Raw genomic sequence first — 16,389 nt, forward strand, 5'->3', positions numbered from 1 at the left:
ATTATCACTTTACTGAATTTATTTAAAAACTTATGATTGAACTTTCATGATTCCTTCTTTAATCAAGAATTGAATTCCTTGGATAAAGGCATCATCATCAATTGCGCCTTCTGCCCACCAACCTGCATTGTTTTTAATCCATGCTGGAATTTCATTAGAACCTGTACCTTCACCTGCAGAGGTTGGGGGGATTTGCAAAATATTTTCTTTAACTAAATATTGAATTCCCTGAACAAAAGAACCATCATCTATTTGTCCAGCAGCCCACCATTCTGCATTGTTCTTAATCCATGCAGGAATTGCGGCCGGTGTTTGTTCTTCAGGTGTAGGCACAGTTTTACCAGTACTAGGACCTAACTCAATTATTCCTGAACCAATTCCTGCATAAGTCTCATCATATGCTAATCCAGTACCTAAGGCTCTAATGTCAATCCTATAGACTCCTTGTGATGGGACATAGATTTTCTTTATGTCAATTCCTTCAGTGGCCACTATTCCTGGCATTTGTGGATCATCTCCCAAAAAGGTCTCTAGGACTTCATCGTTTTCGTCAATAAATGATACAACATATCTCATATCTCGAATAAGTTCTCTATTTTCATCAAAGAATGTAATCTCAAATGGAATTTCATCTCCTGCGCCATAACTTCCATCCCATGAAATGTTAACAGTTGTTGGAACAGGTTCATAGTTTGTAGTGTCTACTAGATAAAATTCAGTTGATTGTTTTTCTATTTCATCAAGTGGAACGAGTTTCAAATCCATTTTTGGATTTTCATAGTTTGCTTCACCTAATGTCTCGTTAATTCTTTGTAATTCTTGATTAGTAATTAGAAAGTGAACAACGTTAGTATCATCATATGAGTATGGATCATTTAGTAATGCTCTTTGATCAACCTCGATACCATTAACATATCCTTTGAATTGTTTACCTTCTGCATATGGTGCAAATGTTTTTGGGACTCTAACTTCTTCATGAACTACTTGGACCAAATCAACATATTCTGGAGTCCAGTCAAATGGCATATCAAATGAAATTGAATTATCTGATTGATCAAAGTTGAAATTATCAACTTGATCATAGTATGTTTTGACAACAACTGGAATGTCTGCATTTGCAGTTTGTATCATAAAGTTTTGATCTTGTGCAATACTAACAAAAGTATCATAGCTTAACAAATTTGCCAAGATAGATTTTGGACTGGTTGCAGCTTCAATATCAACACGGATTTGATACAATCCACCTTCTATGAATATTGGACCCGTAATTTCAGGTCTTGCACACACATCTAAATTCTCATCATTACAATCCGTACCATAAACAAATAGAGCACCAGGTGCACTGACATGTTCTGAACCATAATAAACAGAACATTGATGTAGATTTTCCTCATTACAATCAGTTTTTGGTGTTATTTTTACATCTAGTCGTCCATCCAAATCATAAAACAAGTTTCTAGCTAAAAGTTCTCCACTTTGCCAAACTTCTATTCTGTAGGTTACTTTGTCAAGATTGGTATCAGTCACAGTATCAAAGAAACGAACTTGCATGTTTGCGGTATCAACTTCACCTACTGTAATATCAGATGGAGTTAGTTGTGTGCTAACAGTCACTGCCATATCACCAAAAGAGATAGCAGGAGCTTGATCTCCACCTAGACCATGTCCAAAGACATCAGGTACTAATGCAGGTATTGTGAAAATTCCAATTATCGTAATGAATAACGCAAATTTGTTATGCAATACCAAAACAATGTTAATTCCATATTTAAAGATGGCATAGTATTCCTATACGTGAGATTTTTTTTAAGAATGATGGTACGATTTTTATTTATCAATTTTTGAAGTACGGTATGAAGATTCTGTTTGTATTATTACTTATTCCATTTTTAATGGTTCCAGCATTTGCTGAAACTCAAACATTACCCACAGAAAAGAATACTCTTGATGTTAAATTAACATACGATACCATTGAGCCAGGTATTCAAACTAAGATCAACATAGATTTTATTAATCCACAAACTCAAAAAGTTCAAGAACACATTGACTATACAGTAGTTGTTTCAAAAGATGGTGAGACTGTATTTGGTCCAATTCCACTTACACATACTTCTCTGGGTTCTGTCAAAATCCCAATAGAATTTAATCGTGGTGAAGGAGTGTATTCAATGGACTTTGAAGTTGAAGGAATTTTATTCCAACCAATTCCAAGAGAGACTGTATCTTTTGATATTCAAGTAGGTGAAGCCAATGCACAACCAATTACACCACCTGAAGACAACAATGATGAGAATAATGGAGAAAATGGGGGTTGTCTTATTGCAACAGCAACATTTGGTTCAGAACTTGCACCACAAGTACAACAACTTAGGGAACTTAGAGACAACACAGTTCTCAAAACAAATTCAGGAATTACATTTATGACAACTTTTAATCAATTCTATTATTCGTTCTCACCAGTTATTGCAGACTTTGAAAGAGAGCAACCATTATTCAAAGAAGTTATGAAAGTAACACTCACTCCAATGTTATCATCATTATCATTGCTTAATCATGCAGATATTGATTCAGAACAAGAGATGTTAGGTTATGGCATATCCATAGTACTGCTAAATCTTGGAATGTATGTTGGAATTCCTATATTTGGAATTCTAAAGTTGTACCAATTTAGAAAAAACTAGGATTCACTTATTGGAAATTCTAGTGAGGTTTTTATGTATCCAACAAAGTAAACTGTTTAATGAAGACTATAGCAATTTGCTCTCTCTTCGTACTATTTGCAATGGTAGCTGGATTAGTTGCAACAACGCCAGCAGCATTTGCAAACCATCCAGAAGTCACAATCGTACCAGCATCAGGTTCTGGTGCACCAGGTTGTGAAGAAACAGCAGATGGATGTTACATTCCAAGTACTGCAACAGTTGATGTTGGAGGTGTTGTAATCATGTCAAATACTGACACTGCAGCACACACATACACTTCAGGAACTCCAGATGATGGACCAGACGGTATCTTTGATACTAGTTTGTTAATGGCCGGAAGTTCATTTGAATGGAGTCCAACTGAAGAAGGTGAATATCCTTACTTCTGTATGGTACATCCTTGGATGCAAGGTACGATTATAGCTGCAGCAGCAGGAGCTGACGATCATGGTGACGATGGCGGTGAATTAATGGTTTCAATTGCAGATTCACAAGTATTGGGTGGAACACAAATTGAACTTACATTCAGCGAATTACACGTCAACTATGACATTACTGCAACACAAGGTGGCGAAGTAGTCCTACAAGAAACTAATCAACACGCAATGGAGTCTACAGCAACGCATCAAATTGATGCACTAGGTGCTGATGACAATCCAATTGATGTAGAAATTGTTTCTCTAGGAATTGGAGCACCAGGTGCTGAAGCAGATTGGACTGGACCAACAGGTGTAGTTGCAACTGCTAAAGTTGTTCCAGAATTTGGTACAATCGTAATGATGGTACTAACTGTTGCAATCATAAGCATTGTAGCAGTAACTGCAAAATCTAGAGTTATTCCAAGATTTTAGGAATACTCTTTTTCTATTTTCTTTTTACTAAAGCAATTATCGCTAAGATTATAGCTGCTCCAGCAATCGATAATCCAAATATTGCAAAGTCATATGCTGCACCGCCATCGGATGTTACTTCGGTTTCTCCAGACTTTAGTTTAGAAACATCTTGTTGTAATGATGAGATTGCATTCTTTAGAGCAGCAACATCAGCAGTACCTTCACTACTTGTTGGTGGAAAATCTAAGACTGCAGTTGATTCTACATCTTCAATTGGGATTTTAATATCAACTGGAACACCACGTATTTCTCCTTTCAGTTCTATCATGTATGTTCCAGTTTTAGTAGGGATGACTGGCGAGAAATAATAACCAGGTCTAGGATCAGAATTTACTTCAATTTTCTTTGCTGCACCACCAAACATAGTAGTTACATCAACATCTTTGAAAGCGCTTGTAACTCCTGTAAAGGTACCTTCTTTTTCTCCACGCTCAATAATTTTTAGCATGAATTCATTTCTAATTCCTACAACTGGAGGTTCAACTCCCCAACCTGCTTCAATTTCGTATTGTTCGACATTAACAGTAGTATGAGCAAATGAAGGAGCTATCATCCCAATAGAGAACAACAAACCAATAATACCAAAAATTATGATTTTCATTGCTATCATTTTATAATTACAGGTTATTATCTTTACGTGAATTGGTACAAAGATCGAATTCATGAAAACTGTTTAAATTATGAATGATTAATTGAAGAATGAATGCAAAAGTTTCTGATTGTTTTATTGATGATGTCGTTTATTTCAATTCCATTAGCATCAGCTCATCCTTTTACTGAGGAAACTATTCCAAGTTTAACATCTAGTGCTCCAGCTGGAACAACAGAAGTTATCGTATATTTTTCAGAACCAATTGATATTAACTTTAGTGAACTCAGAGTATTTGATACAAATGGAAATCAAATAGACAACAAAGATACGGCTTACTATGAAGGAGAATTATCTCTGATCATTACAACATCACCATTGGAAGATGGAGTTTATACTGTATCAACCAAAGTTCTCTCCAAAGTAGATGGACATCTTGTTCCAGATGCATTCTTGTTTGCAGTTGGTGATGTTGTAATTGATCCCTCATTACTTGATGTAGAACGACCATCTGAAATCATATTTTTACCCGAAGCTGGTGCTAGATTCCCAGGACTGATTGGTCAAACAATTGTCTTAGGTGCAGTAATTGCATCACTCATAATTTGGGGAACACAGAATAAACAACTAATCAGAGAAGAATTAGATAAGATTGGAAACTTCCATCAGGGAAAGTTTATGTCAATTACAGGAATTGGGCTTGTTTTAATTTTCATTTCTAATATTTTGATGATTGCAGTTCAGAGTATAAGACTTGGGGTTTCTCCGCTTGATGCAATTCAAACGGATTTTGGAATAACATGGATATTGAGAATGAGCATTACAATAATTATACTAGGTATTTGGTTTAGACTTGATAGAAGCAAGTCACTATCAAAAAAGAATCAAATTCTATTGTTGGGAGCAATGCTTGCATTAATTTCAACTTCAAGTTTGATTGGTCACGGTGCAGCTAGTGAAAACATACCAGCATTAATACTTGATTACATTCACAATTTAGTTTCAGGAGTTTGGATAGGCGGAATTATTTACTTCGTATTTATTTTACTTCCAACATTCTCTCAACTAAAAGAGACACAACGAGAAAAGATGAGTCTGTTAATGATTCCTCGATTCTCAATTACATTTATCATTGCTGTAGGAGTGATCATAATCACAGGTCCAACATTGATGTGGTTTCTAGAAAGTGATATTAGATTAATTACAGAATCGATTTATGGTCAATTAATTATTCTAAAGATTTCAATTGCAGCAGTAATAATTGCATTTGGGGGATTTTTTCAATTCAAATTACAAAAGAAGGCAGAAAAGAATCTGGAATCAGGAAAAATTTCTGTTCATAAAAAATTAAAAAAATCGCTCAAAGTTGACGTAGTACTAGGAATAGTACTTCTAGGAGTTGTTGCATTAATTACAAATGCAACACTACCAGCAGGAGAAATCCAAAAAATTGATGCACAAGAGATAATTTACGGATTTGAAACTCTGGAATTTACTGAAAATGCAAAATTTGACATTGACATTTCGCCATTTTCAAGTGGCTCAAACACAATTCTAGTTAAAGTTAGTGACTTTGAGGGAAATCCACTCTACGATTCAAATCAGCTTAAAGTCAAGGTATCAAACCCATCAAAGAATATCTCACCAATAGAAGTACCAATGGAGATAATCAAACAGGATAAAAATAGACCAATAGAATTCAAAGGTGAAATGACATTTGGGTTTTCAGGAGAATGGTTAATGGAAGTTGAGGCACAAAGAACTGAAAATGCAAATGAATCAAAGCTTTTGAATTTACTAGTAAAACCAAGACTGACTGACATTCAGACACAAGTTATCGAATACGAACTCCCAAAAGATTCAAAACCACTTTTCCCATTGTATGATGGACGAGATACACTTTGGGTAAGTGATGCATCAGCTCCACGTTTGTGGGAATTTTCACTTGAAACTCAAGAGTTTACATCATATTCATTTGATGGATTGACTACAACATTTCTAACACAAGACAAAGACGGTAAAATTTGGTTTACAGATACTCCCAGAAATCAAATTGGATTCATAGACCCTCAAACAAAAGAGATTATAACAAAAACAATTCCAAAACTTGATCCTGTTATTTCAGACAATACTCCACTTTTCATAAAAGCAGACTTTGATGGAAATATTTGGATTACAATTGTTAACAAAGACAGAATTGTAAAATATATACCAGAAAATGATGAGTTTGAAGAGATTGTTCTTCCAGGAAAAGAGAACTTGCCATTTGCATTAGATATTGATGTAGATGGAAAGATGTGGTATACAACAACTGGTGCAGGAAATATTGGATATATTGATCCTAAAGACAATCAAATTACTCAATTTTCAAATGATCCACCATTACAAGGACCTGAGGCTTTGCTCTTTGATGAAGATGGAAACATCTGGATTGCAGAGCATACAGGCTTGGCAATTACCAAGTTTAACCCAGTTTTAGAGACATTTGAGAGAATTACCGTGCCTAATGATGAAGCATTACCGTTTGGTATGACATTTGATAGATATGGAAATGTTTGGTTTGCTCAACATACAATAGATAGTATTGGAGCATATGATCCGGATAACAATAATTTGATTGAAGTACCAGTTCCTTCAGAAACATCCTTTGTACAATTCATGACATCAGATGGAGACAGTAATGTTTGGTTTGTTGAACAACAAACAAGTAAGATTGGTACAATAAAGATGACAGAAATTCCAGTTACTGCATCACAAATTCAATCATCAGGAGAATTTGAATTAAAATACACAGAACTTGCATCGCCACTAATTGCATTAGGAATTATTGCAACATCTTTGTTTTATGTGAAGAGTATTCAAGATAAAAGAAGACTAAATGAATTAATTAATTCTTAGAAAGTAGTCCAACAGATTTTATTCCCATGGTACTAGCTAGTAATCCAATTGAGATCAAAACAATCGTTCCTGCAGGAGTAATATCAAAGATGTAAGAAACTAAAATTCCTGTAACAACTGAGAAAATTGAAAAACTCATAGAAATAATTGCAGTTTGTTTGAAACCCTTACCATACATTATTGCGGATACATTAGGAATTACAAATAGGGCAGAAATTAATAAAACACCAACAAGTTGAATTGAAGTAACAACAGTAATTCCTGCCATAAACACTATAAGGTAATTTATTTTTTCTACAGGAATTCCGCTAACTTTAGCTTGTTCTTCATTAAATGTAGAATAAAGAATCTGACGATACAACACCAATAGCACAATTAGAATTGCACCAGTAAGAGCAAGTATCAAAACTGTGTCATCAACACTGACAAGTAGAATACTACCAAAGAGAAAACTAAAGATATCAATTGTAAATCCCCCGGATAATCCAATAACTACGAGCCCAACTGCTATACCTGAGGACAAAAGTACTGCTATTGATGCATCACCTGATATGTTGAATCGGTCTTTGATTCTTGTAATGATTAATGCACTGACAATTGATACGCCATATGCTGTCCATAATGGATAGACTCCTGCCAAAAGACCTAATGCAATTCCACCAAAAGATGAATGTGCTATTGCATCACCAAATAGAGAATAACGTCTAAGAACTAAGAACAATCCTACAACCGAACAAAGAATTGCAATAGCAATTCCAGAAATTAATGCTCTATGCATAAAACTATAGGTTAGAATTTCAAAAGACATGATTAATGATGATGCATATGCTCCTGCATAGATGCTTCAGAATACTGTTTGACAAGCTCATCATCAGAGAAGAATTTTTCAGATTCTCCATGGAAGAATAACGTTCTGTTAAGACAAGCAACATGATTAGCTAGTTGGTTTACTGCATCCAAATCATGAGAAGACCAAATGATTGTAATTTTTTGTTTAGAGTTTAGTTCACGTAAGATACTGTAGAATAATTCTATACTTTGCTGATCAATTCCTGTAATCGGTTCATCTAAAATCAAAAGTTTTGGATTATTTACCAAAGCTTTTGCAATAAAGACTCGTTGTAGTTGTCCTCCTGATAATTCTCCTATTCTTCTATTTCGGAGTTCATGTATCCACAATTGTTGCAAAATTTCATTAATTTTATTTTCATCAGATTCATTTCTCAGTCCCATCCTAACAACATCAGTAACAGTTGCCGGAAAATTTTTTTCAAAAATTGGTTTTTGGGGAACATATCCAATTTCTTTAAGATAATTTTTTGAAATTCTGATATCCTTATCAAAAAATTTGATTTCACCTTTGTACTTTGTATTGAGACCAAGCATGCAATCAAAAAGAGTGGATTTTCCAGCGCCATTTGGGCCAATTATGCCTAGAAAATTACCTTGATTAACCACAAAACTGACATCATCAAGAGCTTTTACGTCAGGATATTGAACTGAAAGGTTACTTATTTCAACTGCTTTCAACACAAGGCCTCCTGTAGATTCTCAAGATTTTGTTTCATTTTAGAAATGTATGTCCCTTCAGATGCAATTTCTAATGGAGAGAGGACCAAAACTTGTCCACCAATTTCATGTGCAATGGTTTCAGAAGTTCTAGTGTCAACTGTTTCTTCACTAAAAATTATTTTAATATTATGTTCTTTAGCTGTTGAAATTACATTTTCTAATGTTTTTGCAGTTGCTTCTCCGTGTGGATCAGTTGAAGATAGAATTGTATGTTGATGTAAATCATATTCATCTGCAAAATATGAAAAAGCATCATGAAATGCAATAAAATCGGAATTACAATTAGACAAATCATTTCTAATTTGTAAATCCAATAAAGTTAGTTCTTGAATGTAAGATTCTGCATTAGATTGATAATATTGTTGATTTTCTGGATCATGTTTTGAAAATTCATCAGCAATATTTTGAACTTGGATTTTTGCAAAAACTGGATTTAACCAAATATGAGGATCTCCTGTTTCACGATTAGGTTCATCCATATGTTCATCTTCTTCATATTCTTTTACTAAAATTCCATTACTTGTGTCAACAATATTTCCTTGATAGTTATTCTCATCAAGTTTATCTACCCAGTCTTCAAAACCAATTCCATTAATAATTATCATATCAGATATTTGCATTTTTTGAACATCTTTGATTGTTGGTTCCCAATCATGAGGTTCAACTCCAACTGGAACAAGCAATATTGCATCAACTTTGTCTTGTCCTATATTTTGTACAAATTCATGTAACGGATCAAATGATGAAATTACTTGTAATTTTGACTTTTCAGAATATATTGAATCTGTATTTGGACTTATTCCATAAACTGCAAAGGAACTTAATGGAATTACTACTGCAATTGCAATTATCGCAAGTTTGGTTTGTGTATTCATGAAGCAATTAATCGAAATTTTATTAATAAATCTATAAAATCTTAATAATATTAATTACTAAACTTATAAGATAATTAATAATATTAAACATATGCCAATAGTCTCAATCTCACTAAATGATGAGATCCTATCTGAATTAGACAAACTCCAATCAAGTATGGGATTTACAGGTAGATCAGAGGCGATCAGAGCAGGAATTAGAGCATTTGTTTCAGAAGAAAAACAAAAGGCAGATTTGTCGGGCAACATTCATGCAATTCTTTTGGTAGTACACAATGATGAGTTTGATCATGTTGTTTCTGGAATAACTCACAACTTTGAAGATTTGATCACGACACATCTTCACAGCAAAATTGACAAGGAAAAATGCATGGAGCTTTTTGTAATTGATGGAGATGCAGAGAAAGTTTCGACCATGACAAAAGATTTTCAAATAAACAAGAATATGGATACAGTGAAGTTAGTAGCTCTTTGAAAAATAATCCAAATGCTGAAAATTTTCAAGAAGAATTATGTTTTATTATTGTACTAACAATTGCTTGTAAATTTTCACAATAGTAGAGTTTTAAGTGAACAATACCAAAAATACTTTCAGGCCATAGTAGATTGAAACATATCATATTGCTAGGAATTCTAGCCGTATCAATAGTTATTGGATTTTTTAGTATTCAGTATATTATGGATTCAGATTTTGATATGATGAAAATGTTTTGTGAGAAACATGATGATCAAATGTATGAATTAGCAGAAAAAATGAGAGATGTTAGATTATTACAAAAAGAACCAAATCTAGGAAGCGATGAATATGATAGGTTAGAACAAGAATTTCAAAAATTTACTGATCAAGCATTAGAGAGAAAAAAATGGTATGTTGAAAATTGTGTATAATTTCTATAGACTAGAGTAATTTTTGAAGATATTAGGTTGGGTCATACACAGTTTTACCAAATATTTGGCATTGTATAAAATGGAGTTAATGTCTAGATACATTTTTTCGTGTGTGAAATGATTTTCGATATTTGCTTGTTCTAGGAGTCACACGTAAGACACAACTACAGCAAGGACATCTCACATCAAGGCAAATCATAAAAACATCACATACTGGACATCGTTTTTGATTGTTTTCATATTTGATGGTTTGGCCCTTGATTTTTATTTTGAGTCTTTCACACTTACCTTTACACAAATTCATTGTAAACATCCATTATTTTTAATATCAATCAAACTTTGATTTGCAAAGTATACCAAATAAATATACAAATTAAAATAAATTTGTTAGTGAAAACTTTTGGAAAGTAAAGAGAATGTAAATAAGATAATTGTAAAAAAATCAACTTTTACGAGTTTGGTGGTTGTACTAGTAATAACAATTGCAATTTCTGCTTTCTTTGCAGGCAATTATGTTTCAAACATGAATTCTGATAAAGTTACACAATCAGATCTTAATAATGCATTTGCAAAACTAGAAGAAAAAATTGGAACCAGTACTCAACCATCTATTCAACCAAATACACAACCGATCAAAGTCTCAATAGATGATGATCCTATGAAAGGAGACCCAAATGCTCCAATTACCATCATAGAATTTTCGGATTATGAATGTCCATTTTGTGGAAAATTTTACACAGATACACTTCCTTTAATTGAAGAAAATTACATCAACACAGGAAAAGTAAATTTTGTTTACAGAGATTTTCCAATTCAAAGTATACATCCTAATGCTGTCCATACAGCAATGGCTGCAGAATGTGCAGATGACCAAGAAATGTTTTGGCCATATCATGATATGATTTTTGAGAATAAAAGTACGTGGGAAAAACAAAGAGGTCAAAGTCTAGTAAGTGAGTTGGTACAATATGCAGATGTTCTTGGATTAGATACTGAAGAATTTACCACATGTCTAGAATCAAACAAACATCTTGATGAAGTAAGAAATGATCTACAAGATGGACAAAGTTATGGAATTAGTGGCACCCCTGGATTTTTTATTGGAAATGATAATTCAGGATACATCAAAGTTTCAGGAGCAAAACCATATCAAACTTTTGCAGAAATTCTAGAAGGGATGCTAAGACGATGATTGTGTAATTAAATGTCACATACAGGTGTTATTTGACGACCAGTACTGGAACTTTGCATTTGTGCATAACAGAATTTGAAACACTTCCAAGAAATGCCTCTTTGGCATTACCTATGCCTCTTGCACCAATTACTACCATGTCAAAGTTGCCTTTCTTTGCAGCATTTACAATTTGTGTAGCAGTGTTGCCACCACCAGTGGCATACTTGAATTTTGCACCAGCACGCTCACACTTTTGCATTGCAGGACCAATTGCTTTTACAGCTTTGTCTTGTGCTTTATCTCTCATTGCTTTGGTGTATTTTATTCCAGCAGTAACAGGCAAGTGGAATACATAATACCCAGTTATTTCAGCACCACTTTCGTTTGCAATTGTTATTGCTTTATCTAATCCTCTCATAGAGTTTGCAGAACCATCTAGAGGGACTAGAATTTTTTGAAATTTGCCCATGTAAGAATCAGATTTTACTTGTATAAAGAATTTTTGTTTAGACAAGATCTGCAAAACTGTTTTTTCTTTGAACAAGTCTATTTTTCTATAGTTATAACATAGACTCTTCATGGATTGTTCAAAGTCTGCATGAATTGTTGATTATTCATGGTCAATCATCAAGGATGCTCAACATGATCTAAAAAAATCAAAATCCCTGTAACGTGATTTAGATAAGATATTTTGAAAAAAATTTTTGGCTAACAACAAATACCTGTATTTCAAATGTAAGACACCATTCTTTAATATGCAATATGTGGAGGAAGCATAATGAGGAAAAAACGCTCATCAAAAAATAAAAAATTTGTATTAATTGTAATTCCCATAATCATAGTTGGAATTCTTCTAGCTCTGCCTATACAAAATAACCAGAATTCCCCAACCTCAAAACTTCAGGGTCCATGGAATGACATTCATGGTGTTGGAATGTTTCTTTCTGGCAATGATGATACCCTTTACCTTGCTACTCATCAGGGATTGTTTGAGAAAAAGGATTCAGGGTGGCAGCATGTTGGTAATGACAATGCAGATTTGATGGGATTTTCTATGAATCACGACACGGAGAAAATGTATTCTAGTGGACATCCAAAAACAGGAGGGAATTTAGGATTTAGAATGAGTGACGATAAAGGAAATTCATGGACAACTATTTCCAAAGTAAAAAATACCCCAGTTGATTTTCATGCAATGACTGCAAGCCAAGCACAAAATGGTTTGATTTATGGCTCTCCGGGAGGGGGAAGTGAACTCTTTGTAACATCAGATGACGGAACATCTTGGAATTCCCTTGATATTCCAAATAAAATAATCTCACTTGCAGCAGACCCATTAGATCCTAATCGCGTATATGCAGGAACAATGTCCGGACTGTATGTCAGTAACAATCAGGGAAAACAATGGACTGCAGTTGATTCAGACATTGAGAAAGGAGTGATTACAGGAATAGGATTTTCATCGGATGGCAAAACCATGTATGTATTTTCCACATTAGATGGAAATGGAATGATTGTAAAATCAATTGACGGGGGGAAAACAATGGTTAAGACACAAAGCCAAATTGCTGATGCCAAGGGTGTTTGGAATTTTGCCCCGGGTCGTGATGGGGAAATTTATGCAATAGCAGCACAACAAGTAGCAAGCGGATTGGCAATGAGTGTTTACAAAACAGATGATGGCGGGGCTACGTGGGTTTTAGAGGGCACAAATAATTCAGAACTAGCACTGACTGACGAATCTTAAAAAATATACATGTGTGCAGACTTGCAAGTATGATTTAATCTATAATTGGAAGGTGCTTCCGTATACCTGTCTAAATGTACGGGGTTTTGCATCACAAAACACATCATCACAACAAAACTTTGTTGAAAATTTTGCCATTTCTTCTAAAATTGGCTGTAATGCTTTTCCTTTCTTGGTAAGAGTATATTCTATTCTAACAGGAGTTTCGTTGTAGATATTTTTTTCAATCAGACCAGTTTTTTCCATCTCCTTGAGTCTTGTGGATAAAGTATTTGGGTTAATTCCTTCAATAGAATCTAAAAATTCATTGAAATGATGTTGGTTCAAGATTATCATATTGCGTAATATGTGAAGAGTAAATTTCTTACCAATAATCTGAAAAGTGTTGTCGATAGGACAGCATTTGCATCCGTCTACGAGAAAATCAATCATTTGTGGCAACTTAACAAAACTTCACCTACTACTGATCACTTCACGTTCTAATTTATTAACTTAACTTTCTATACTAACTATTAGAAAATGAGTGGAGGTGATTATATGACTGACAAATGTGTATGTGACTGTAATTGTGATTGTGTTGATCACAATAACGGTGTATGCGATAAGGAGTGTAGTTGTAACTGTGGTTGCAACTAGCCACAATTTTTTAATTATTTTTTATAATACATATGAAACATGATAAAACATACAGATAAGATTACAAAAATAAAATCAATTTAATGATATTCTATCAAATCATTATATCAAACCAAGATACTAGTCATATACATTATCAACATACCTAAAGCAAATCCTGAGGCAACTGCAGCACTAGATAAATTACGATCACCTTCAGTTCTAATCCATTTCAAAATGGTAATAATTACTTGAAATATGGCGCCAGCCCCTATTGAGAGAAATATTACTGATGAGAATGGAGAGTAAACAAAGCCTCCTACCCATGCTCCAAAGATTGCAGGTGCTCCTGCAATCATTCCCATAGCTGTAAGTTTCCAAATTACTGTTTTTTCTCTGGACATTGGAGATGCAATTGCAATTCCTTCAGTGGTGTTATGAAGTGCAAATCCCACTATCAAAAATGTACTAAAGGCAATAGAGCCCAAGCCTACTGCGGCACCTATTGCCAACCCTTCGCCAAAGTTGTGCAATCCAATTCCTATTGCAATCATTAATGCAATAGCTACCGGTTTTGTAATTCTAGAGGAATCTGATATTTTTATTAATTTTTCACCAGCATAGTACAAACCAAGAAATGAGAGTACTGAAGTTGTGGCAACAAGTAATACTCCATTGAAACTAGATGCAAGATTTTCATCAGAGACTTCTATTGCTTCTTCAATAGAATCAATCCCTAAAAATAACAACAGTCCTGCAGTTAATGCCAAAAAGAAATGGTATTTTGACTTTTTAATTTTTTTAATAAAAGGCAACCACAAAAGTCCAATCATTACGGGAATTATTCCAACATAAGTTCCAATTATTGCAAAAAATACTGCAAGATCTAAAGTTGGTTGCAATGCAGGAGCAGCAGCAGCAATCTCTTTTTCAAACCTAGTTCCATCGTCTACTGTGATTCCGATAATGTATGGTTCTGCATCATTCCATTCAAATGGAATTCTTACAAGTGCCGTTTCATATCTCTCTAGAAATCTATCAGGCTCTACTGCAGCAGGATGAATTCTGTCGTTAACATCCGCCATAACTACTTCAACTGGAATAGGGCCAGTATTCCTTACGGTTGCATGTATTTCTGATTCTAGGAAATCAACTTTTTCAATAGTTACTTCAGGTAACGGGATACCCAAATCAAGTAAATCCGAGCCTGGTCCAAAGATGTATGCCACCATCAAAACAATAAATGCAAATGGGATTATTCCACTAGCAATAACTTTGGCCTGGGATCTTTTCTCATCAAGTTCCATAGTCTACTTCCTCTGTATTTTTTTGTTCATCATCTTTTACAAGGAAAACTCCAACCCAGCCTTTCTCTGAAAACTCTACTTTATGAGCATGAAATAGATATTTTCCTGGATACTGGTACTTGAATTCCATTATACCTCTTTCTGTTTGAGACAATGTAATCATGTCTGTAAATTCAGATGGGACAATATCTGTTCCTGTTGGATAGTATTGGTATAGATTTCCATGCAAATGTAAATTGTTAATTGGATCAAACTCTACCATATTGACAACATAAACTCGAATCAGTTCATCTTTTTTAATTTGAATTGGATGATGTTGGTAGTAAAACGGAATAGAATTTGCAGCATAGAAATTATTTTCAGTATCAAAGTCAGTATCAAATCCATTTAGAACCATTACCATTTCATCAGCTGGTGGACGTCCTTCTTTGGGATCTACGATAAAGACACCGTACAATCCATGCGCAATGTGTTCCTCTAAAGGCATGACATGGCAGTGATATGGATGAACGCCAACAGGGCCTGCCTCAAATTCATAAGTGAATTGGCCGCCGTTTGCACCTACAATTTCAAAGACTCCATCCATTTCTGCTGGATGCTCTCCATGAAAATGCATGGTATGTGGTTTGTCACCATTGTTGATGAAATTAATTCTTAATAGATCCCCTTCTGTTGCTCTTATTGTTGGACCGGGAACTGTTCCATTAAAAGTCCAAACATTGTAAAATACACCTGGAGAAATTTCTTGAACTCTGTCATCATCGGCAATTATTGTAAACTCTCTTACTGTCTGACCATTTTCTAATTGTGAAACACGACCATAGTTGAATTCTCTGAGATATTTTTCAGGATCAAACTCCACTTCTGATACCTGATAAACAGGATCCAGAACCTCACCACTTGTTTTTACAACACTTCCTGTATGGGTAACAAATGCTTTCTCCTCTTTCTGGGCATCAATTCCTTCAGGAAATACAAGAAAAACTGATGATATGGCAACTACTGCAACAATAAAGACCAACATTAGTCCTGAACGGGATCTCATTACCATTAATTATTTGACTCAAATGAATAATATAAAGTTAGCCTAGGCTAAATTTGTTAGTCTAGTGCAACTTTGTTAGTACGG

The 16,389-nt window shown here is 34.3% G+C and carries 16 protein-coding genes; 7 read left to right on the forward strand and 9 right to left on the reverse strand.

Going from position 1 to position 16,389, the window contains the following annotated elements:
• Positions 1-30: 30 nt before the first annotated feature.
• Positions 31-1,743, reverse strand: a complete 1,713-nt coding sequence (locus NMAR_RS08810; protein ID WP_148680241.1) for a peptidase — start codon at positions 1,741-1,743, stop codon at positions 31-33.
• A 110-nt stretch (positions 1,744-1,853) separates the two neighbouring features.
• Here NMAR_RS08810 and NMAR_RS08815 point away from each other — a divergent pair, with 110 nt between their 5' ends.
• A complete protein-coding gene (locus tag NMAR_RS08815) occupies positions 1,854-2,681 on the forward strand; it encodes a CFI-box-CTERM domain-containing protein (RefSeq protein WP_012216031.1) in 828 nt (275 codons plus the stop codon).
• 59 nt (positions 2,682-2,740) lie between these two features.
• A complete protein-coding gene (locus tag NMAR_RS08820; protein ID WP_012216032.1) occupies positions 2,741-3,553 on the forward strand; it encodes a PEFG-CTERM sorting domain-containing protein in 813 nt (270 codons plus the stop codon).
• A 13-nt stretch (positions 3,554-3,566) separates the two neighbouring features.
• On the opposite strand, the gene NMAR_RS08825 is transcribed toward NMAR_RS08820, so the two are convergent.
• Entirely contained in the window at positions 3,567-4,196 is a 630-nt protein-coding gene (locus NMAR_RS08825) for a hypothetical protein (RefSeq protein ID WP_148680242.1), read from the reverse strand.
• Positions 4,197-4,298: 102 nt separating this feature from the next.
• On the opposite strand from NMAR_RS08825, the gene NMAR_RS08830 reads away from it, so the two are divergent.
• Positions 4,299-7,082 (forward strand): copper resistance CopC/CopD family protein, encoded by a 2,784-nt coding sequence (locus NMAR_RS08830; protein WP_012216034.1) that lies wholly within the window; start codon positions 4,299-4,301, stop codon positions 7,080-7,082.
• Here the strand turns inward: NMAR_RS08830 and NMAR_RS08835 are convergent.
• Genes NMAR_RS08835 through NMAR_RS08845 form a run of 3 tightly spaced genes read right to left on the reverse strand, consistent with a single transcriptional unit; the run spans position 7,072 to position 9,529 of the window.
• A complete protein-coding gene (locus NMAR_RS08835) occupies positions 7,072-7,860 on the reverse strand; it encodes a metal ABC transporter permease (RefSeq protein WP_148680352.1) in 789 nt (262 codons plus the stop codon). The two genes, NMAR_RS08830 and NMAR_RS08835, sit on opposite strands and share 11 nt — an antisense overlap.
• 32 nt (positions 7,861-7,892) lie before the next feature.
• Positions 7,893-8,615 carry a metal ABC transporter ATP-binding protein gene (locus tag NMAR_RS08840; protein ID WP_012216036.1) on the reverse strand — a complete coding sequence of 241 codons (723 nt, stop codon included), beginning with the start codon at positions 8,613-8,615 and terminating at the stop codon, positions 7,893-7,895.
• Positions 8,609-9,529 carry a metal ABC transporter substrate-binding protein gene (locus tag NMAR_RS08845; RefSeq protein WP_012216037.1) on the reverse strand — a complete coding sequence of 307 codons (921 nt, stop codon included), beginning with the start codon at positions 9,527-9,529 and terminating at the stop codon, positions 8,609-8,611. Before NMAR_RS08845 ends, NMAR_RS08840 begins: the two co-directional genes overlap by 7 nt.
• Before the next feature lie 91 nt (positions 9,530-9,620).
• Between NMAR_RS08845 and NMAR_RS08850 the strand changes: the two genes are divergently transcribed.
• The 3 genes from NMAR_RS08850 to NMAR_RS08865 all read left to right on the forward strand — a co-directional run bounded on the left by NMAR_RS08850 (position 9,621) and on the right by NMAR_RS08865 (position 11,609).
• On the forward strand, positions 9,621-10,004 hold the full coding sequence (locus NMAR_RS08850) for a CopG family ribbon-helix-helix protein (RefSeq protein WP_012216038.1): 384 nt from the start codon (positions 9,621-9,623) through the stop codon (positions 10,002-10,004).
• Positions 10,005-10,207: 203 nt separating this feature from the next.
• Complete coding sequence (locus NMAR_RS08855; RefSeq protein ID WP_187146539.1) at positions 10,208-10,417, forward strand: hypothetical protein; 210 nt, start codon at positions 10,208-10,210, stop codon at positions 10,415-10,417.
• Between the two features lie 400 nt (positions 10,418-10,817).
• Positions 10,818-11,609: a DsbA family protein gene (locus NMAR_RS08865; protein ID WP_012216040.1), complete on the forward strand. Its 792-nt coding sequence runs from the start codon at positions 10,818-10,820 to the stop codon at positions 11,607-11,609.
• Positions 11,610-11,637: 28 nt separating this feature from the next.
• On the opposite strand, the gene NMAR_RS08870 is transcribed toward NMAR_RS08865, so the two are convergent.
• The gene (locus tag NMAR_RS08870; protein ID WP_012216041.1) at positions 11,638-12,060 is read right to left on the reverse strand and encodes a universal stress protein; all 423 of its coding nucleotides are present in this window, start codon (positions 12,058-12,060) and stop codon (positions 11,638-11,640) included.
• Positions 12,061-12,369: 309 nt separating this feature from the next.
• On the opposite strand from NMAR_RS08870, the gene NMAR_RS08875 reads away from it, so the two are divergent.
• Positions 12,370-13,338, forward strand: a complete 969-nt coding sequence (locus NMAR_RS08875; RefSeq protein WP_012216042.1) for a beta propeller repeat protein — start codon at positions 12,370-12,372, stop codon at positions 13,336-13,338.
• 39 nt (positions 13,339-13,377) lie between these two features.
• Here NMAR_RS08875 and NMAR_RS08880 read toward each other — a convergent pair whose 3' ends face one another.
• From NMAR_RS08880 to NMAR_RS08890, 3 genes are all read right to left on the reverse strand, one after another.
• Positions 13,378-13,770, reverse strand: a complete 393-nt coding sequence (locus NMAR_RS08880) for a winged helix-turn-helix transcriptional regulator (RefSeq protein ID WP_012216043.1) — start codon at positions 13,768-13,770, stop codon at positions 13,378-13,380.
• A 311-nt stretch (positions 13,771-14,081) separates the two neighbouring features.
• Complete coding sequence (locus tag NMAR_RS08885; protein WP_012216044.1) at positions 14,082-15,260, reverse strand: ZIP family metal transporter; 1,179 nt, start codon at positions 15,258-15,260, stop codon at positions 14,082-14,084.
• A complete protein-coding gene (locus tag NMAR_RS08890) occupies positions 15,250-16,311 on the reverse strand; it encodes a multicopper oxidase domain-containing protein (protein WP_012216045.1) in 1,062 nt (353 codons plus the stop codon). The genes NMAR_RS08885 and NMAR_RS08890 overlap by 11 nt, the downstream gene beginning before the upstream one ends.
• Positions 16,312-16,389: the final 78 nt, after the last annotated feature.

The sequence above is a fragment of the Nitrosopumilus maritimus SCM1 genome (assembly GCF_000018465.1).
In the GTDB taxonomy this organism is placed as follows: domain Archaea; phylum Thermoproteota; class Nitrososphaeria; order Nitrososphaerales; family Nitrosopumilaceae; genus Nitrosopumilus; species Nitrosopumilus maritimus.

What these genes read in the sequence shown, in the direction of transcription:
- NMAR_RS08815 (WP_012216031.1), top strand. Translation starts at nt 1,854, where the DNA reads ATGAAGATTCTGTTTGTATTATTACTTATTCCATTTTTAATGGTTCCA.
- NMAR_RS08820 (WP_012216032.1), top strand. Translation starts at nt 2,741, where the DNA reads ATGAAGACTATAGCAATTTGCTCTCTCTTCGTACTATTTGCAATGGTA.
- NMAR_RS08825 (WP_148680242.1), bottom strand. Translation starts at nt 4,196, where the DNA reads ATGAAAATCATAATTTTTGGTATTATTGGTTTGTTGTTCTCTATTGGG.
- NMAR_RS08830 (WP_012216034.1), top strand. Translation starts at nt 4,299, where the DNA reads ATGCAAAAGTTTCTGATTGTTTTATTGATGATGTCGTTTATTTCAATT.
- NMAR_RS08835 (WP_148680352.1), bottom strand. Translation starts at nt 7,860, where the DNA reads ATGCATAGAGCATTAATTTCTGGAATTGCTATTGCAATTCTTTGTTCG.
- NMAR_RS08845 (WP_012216037.1), bottom strand. Translation starts at nt 9,529, where the DNA reads ATGAATACACAAACCAAACTTGCGATAATTGCAATTGCAGTAGTAATT.
- NMAR_RS08850 (WP_012216038.1), top strand. Translation starts at nt 9,621, where the DNA reads ATGCCAATAGTCTCAATCTCACTAAATGATGAGATCCTATCTGAATTA.
- NMAR_RS08855 (WP_187146539.1), top strand. Translation starts at nt 10,208, where the DNA reads ATGGATTCAGATTTTGATATGATGAAAATGTTTTGTGAGAAACATGAT.
- NMAR_RS08870 (WP_012216041.1), bottom strand. Translation starts at nt 12,060, where the DNA reads ATGGGCAAATTTCAAAAAATTCTAGTCCCTCTAGATGGTTCTGCAAAC.
- NMAR_RS08875 (WP_012216042.1), top strand. Translation starts at nt 12,370, where the DNA reads ATGAGGAAAAAACGCTCATCAAAAAATAAAAAATTTGTATTAATTGTA.
- NMAR_RS08880 (WP_012216043.1), bottom strand. Translation starts at nt 13,770, where the DNA reads ATGATTGATTTTCTCGTAGACGGATGCAAATGCTGTCCTATCGACAAC.
- NMAR_RS08885 (WP_012216044.1), bottom strand. Translation starts at nt 15,260, where the DNA reads ATGGAACTTGATGAGAAAAGATCCCAGGCCAAAGTTATTGCTAGTGGA.
- NMAR_RS08890 (WP_012216045.1), bottom strand. Translation starts at nt 16,311, where the DNA reads ATGGTAATGAGATCCCGTTCAGGACTAATGTTGGTCTTTATTGTTGCA.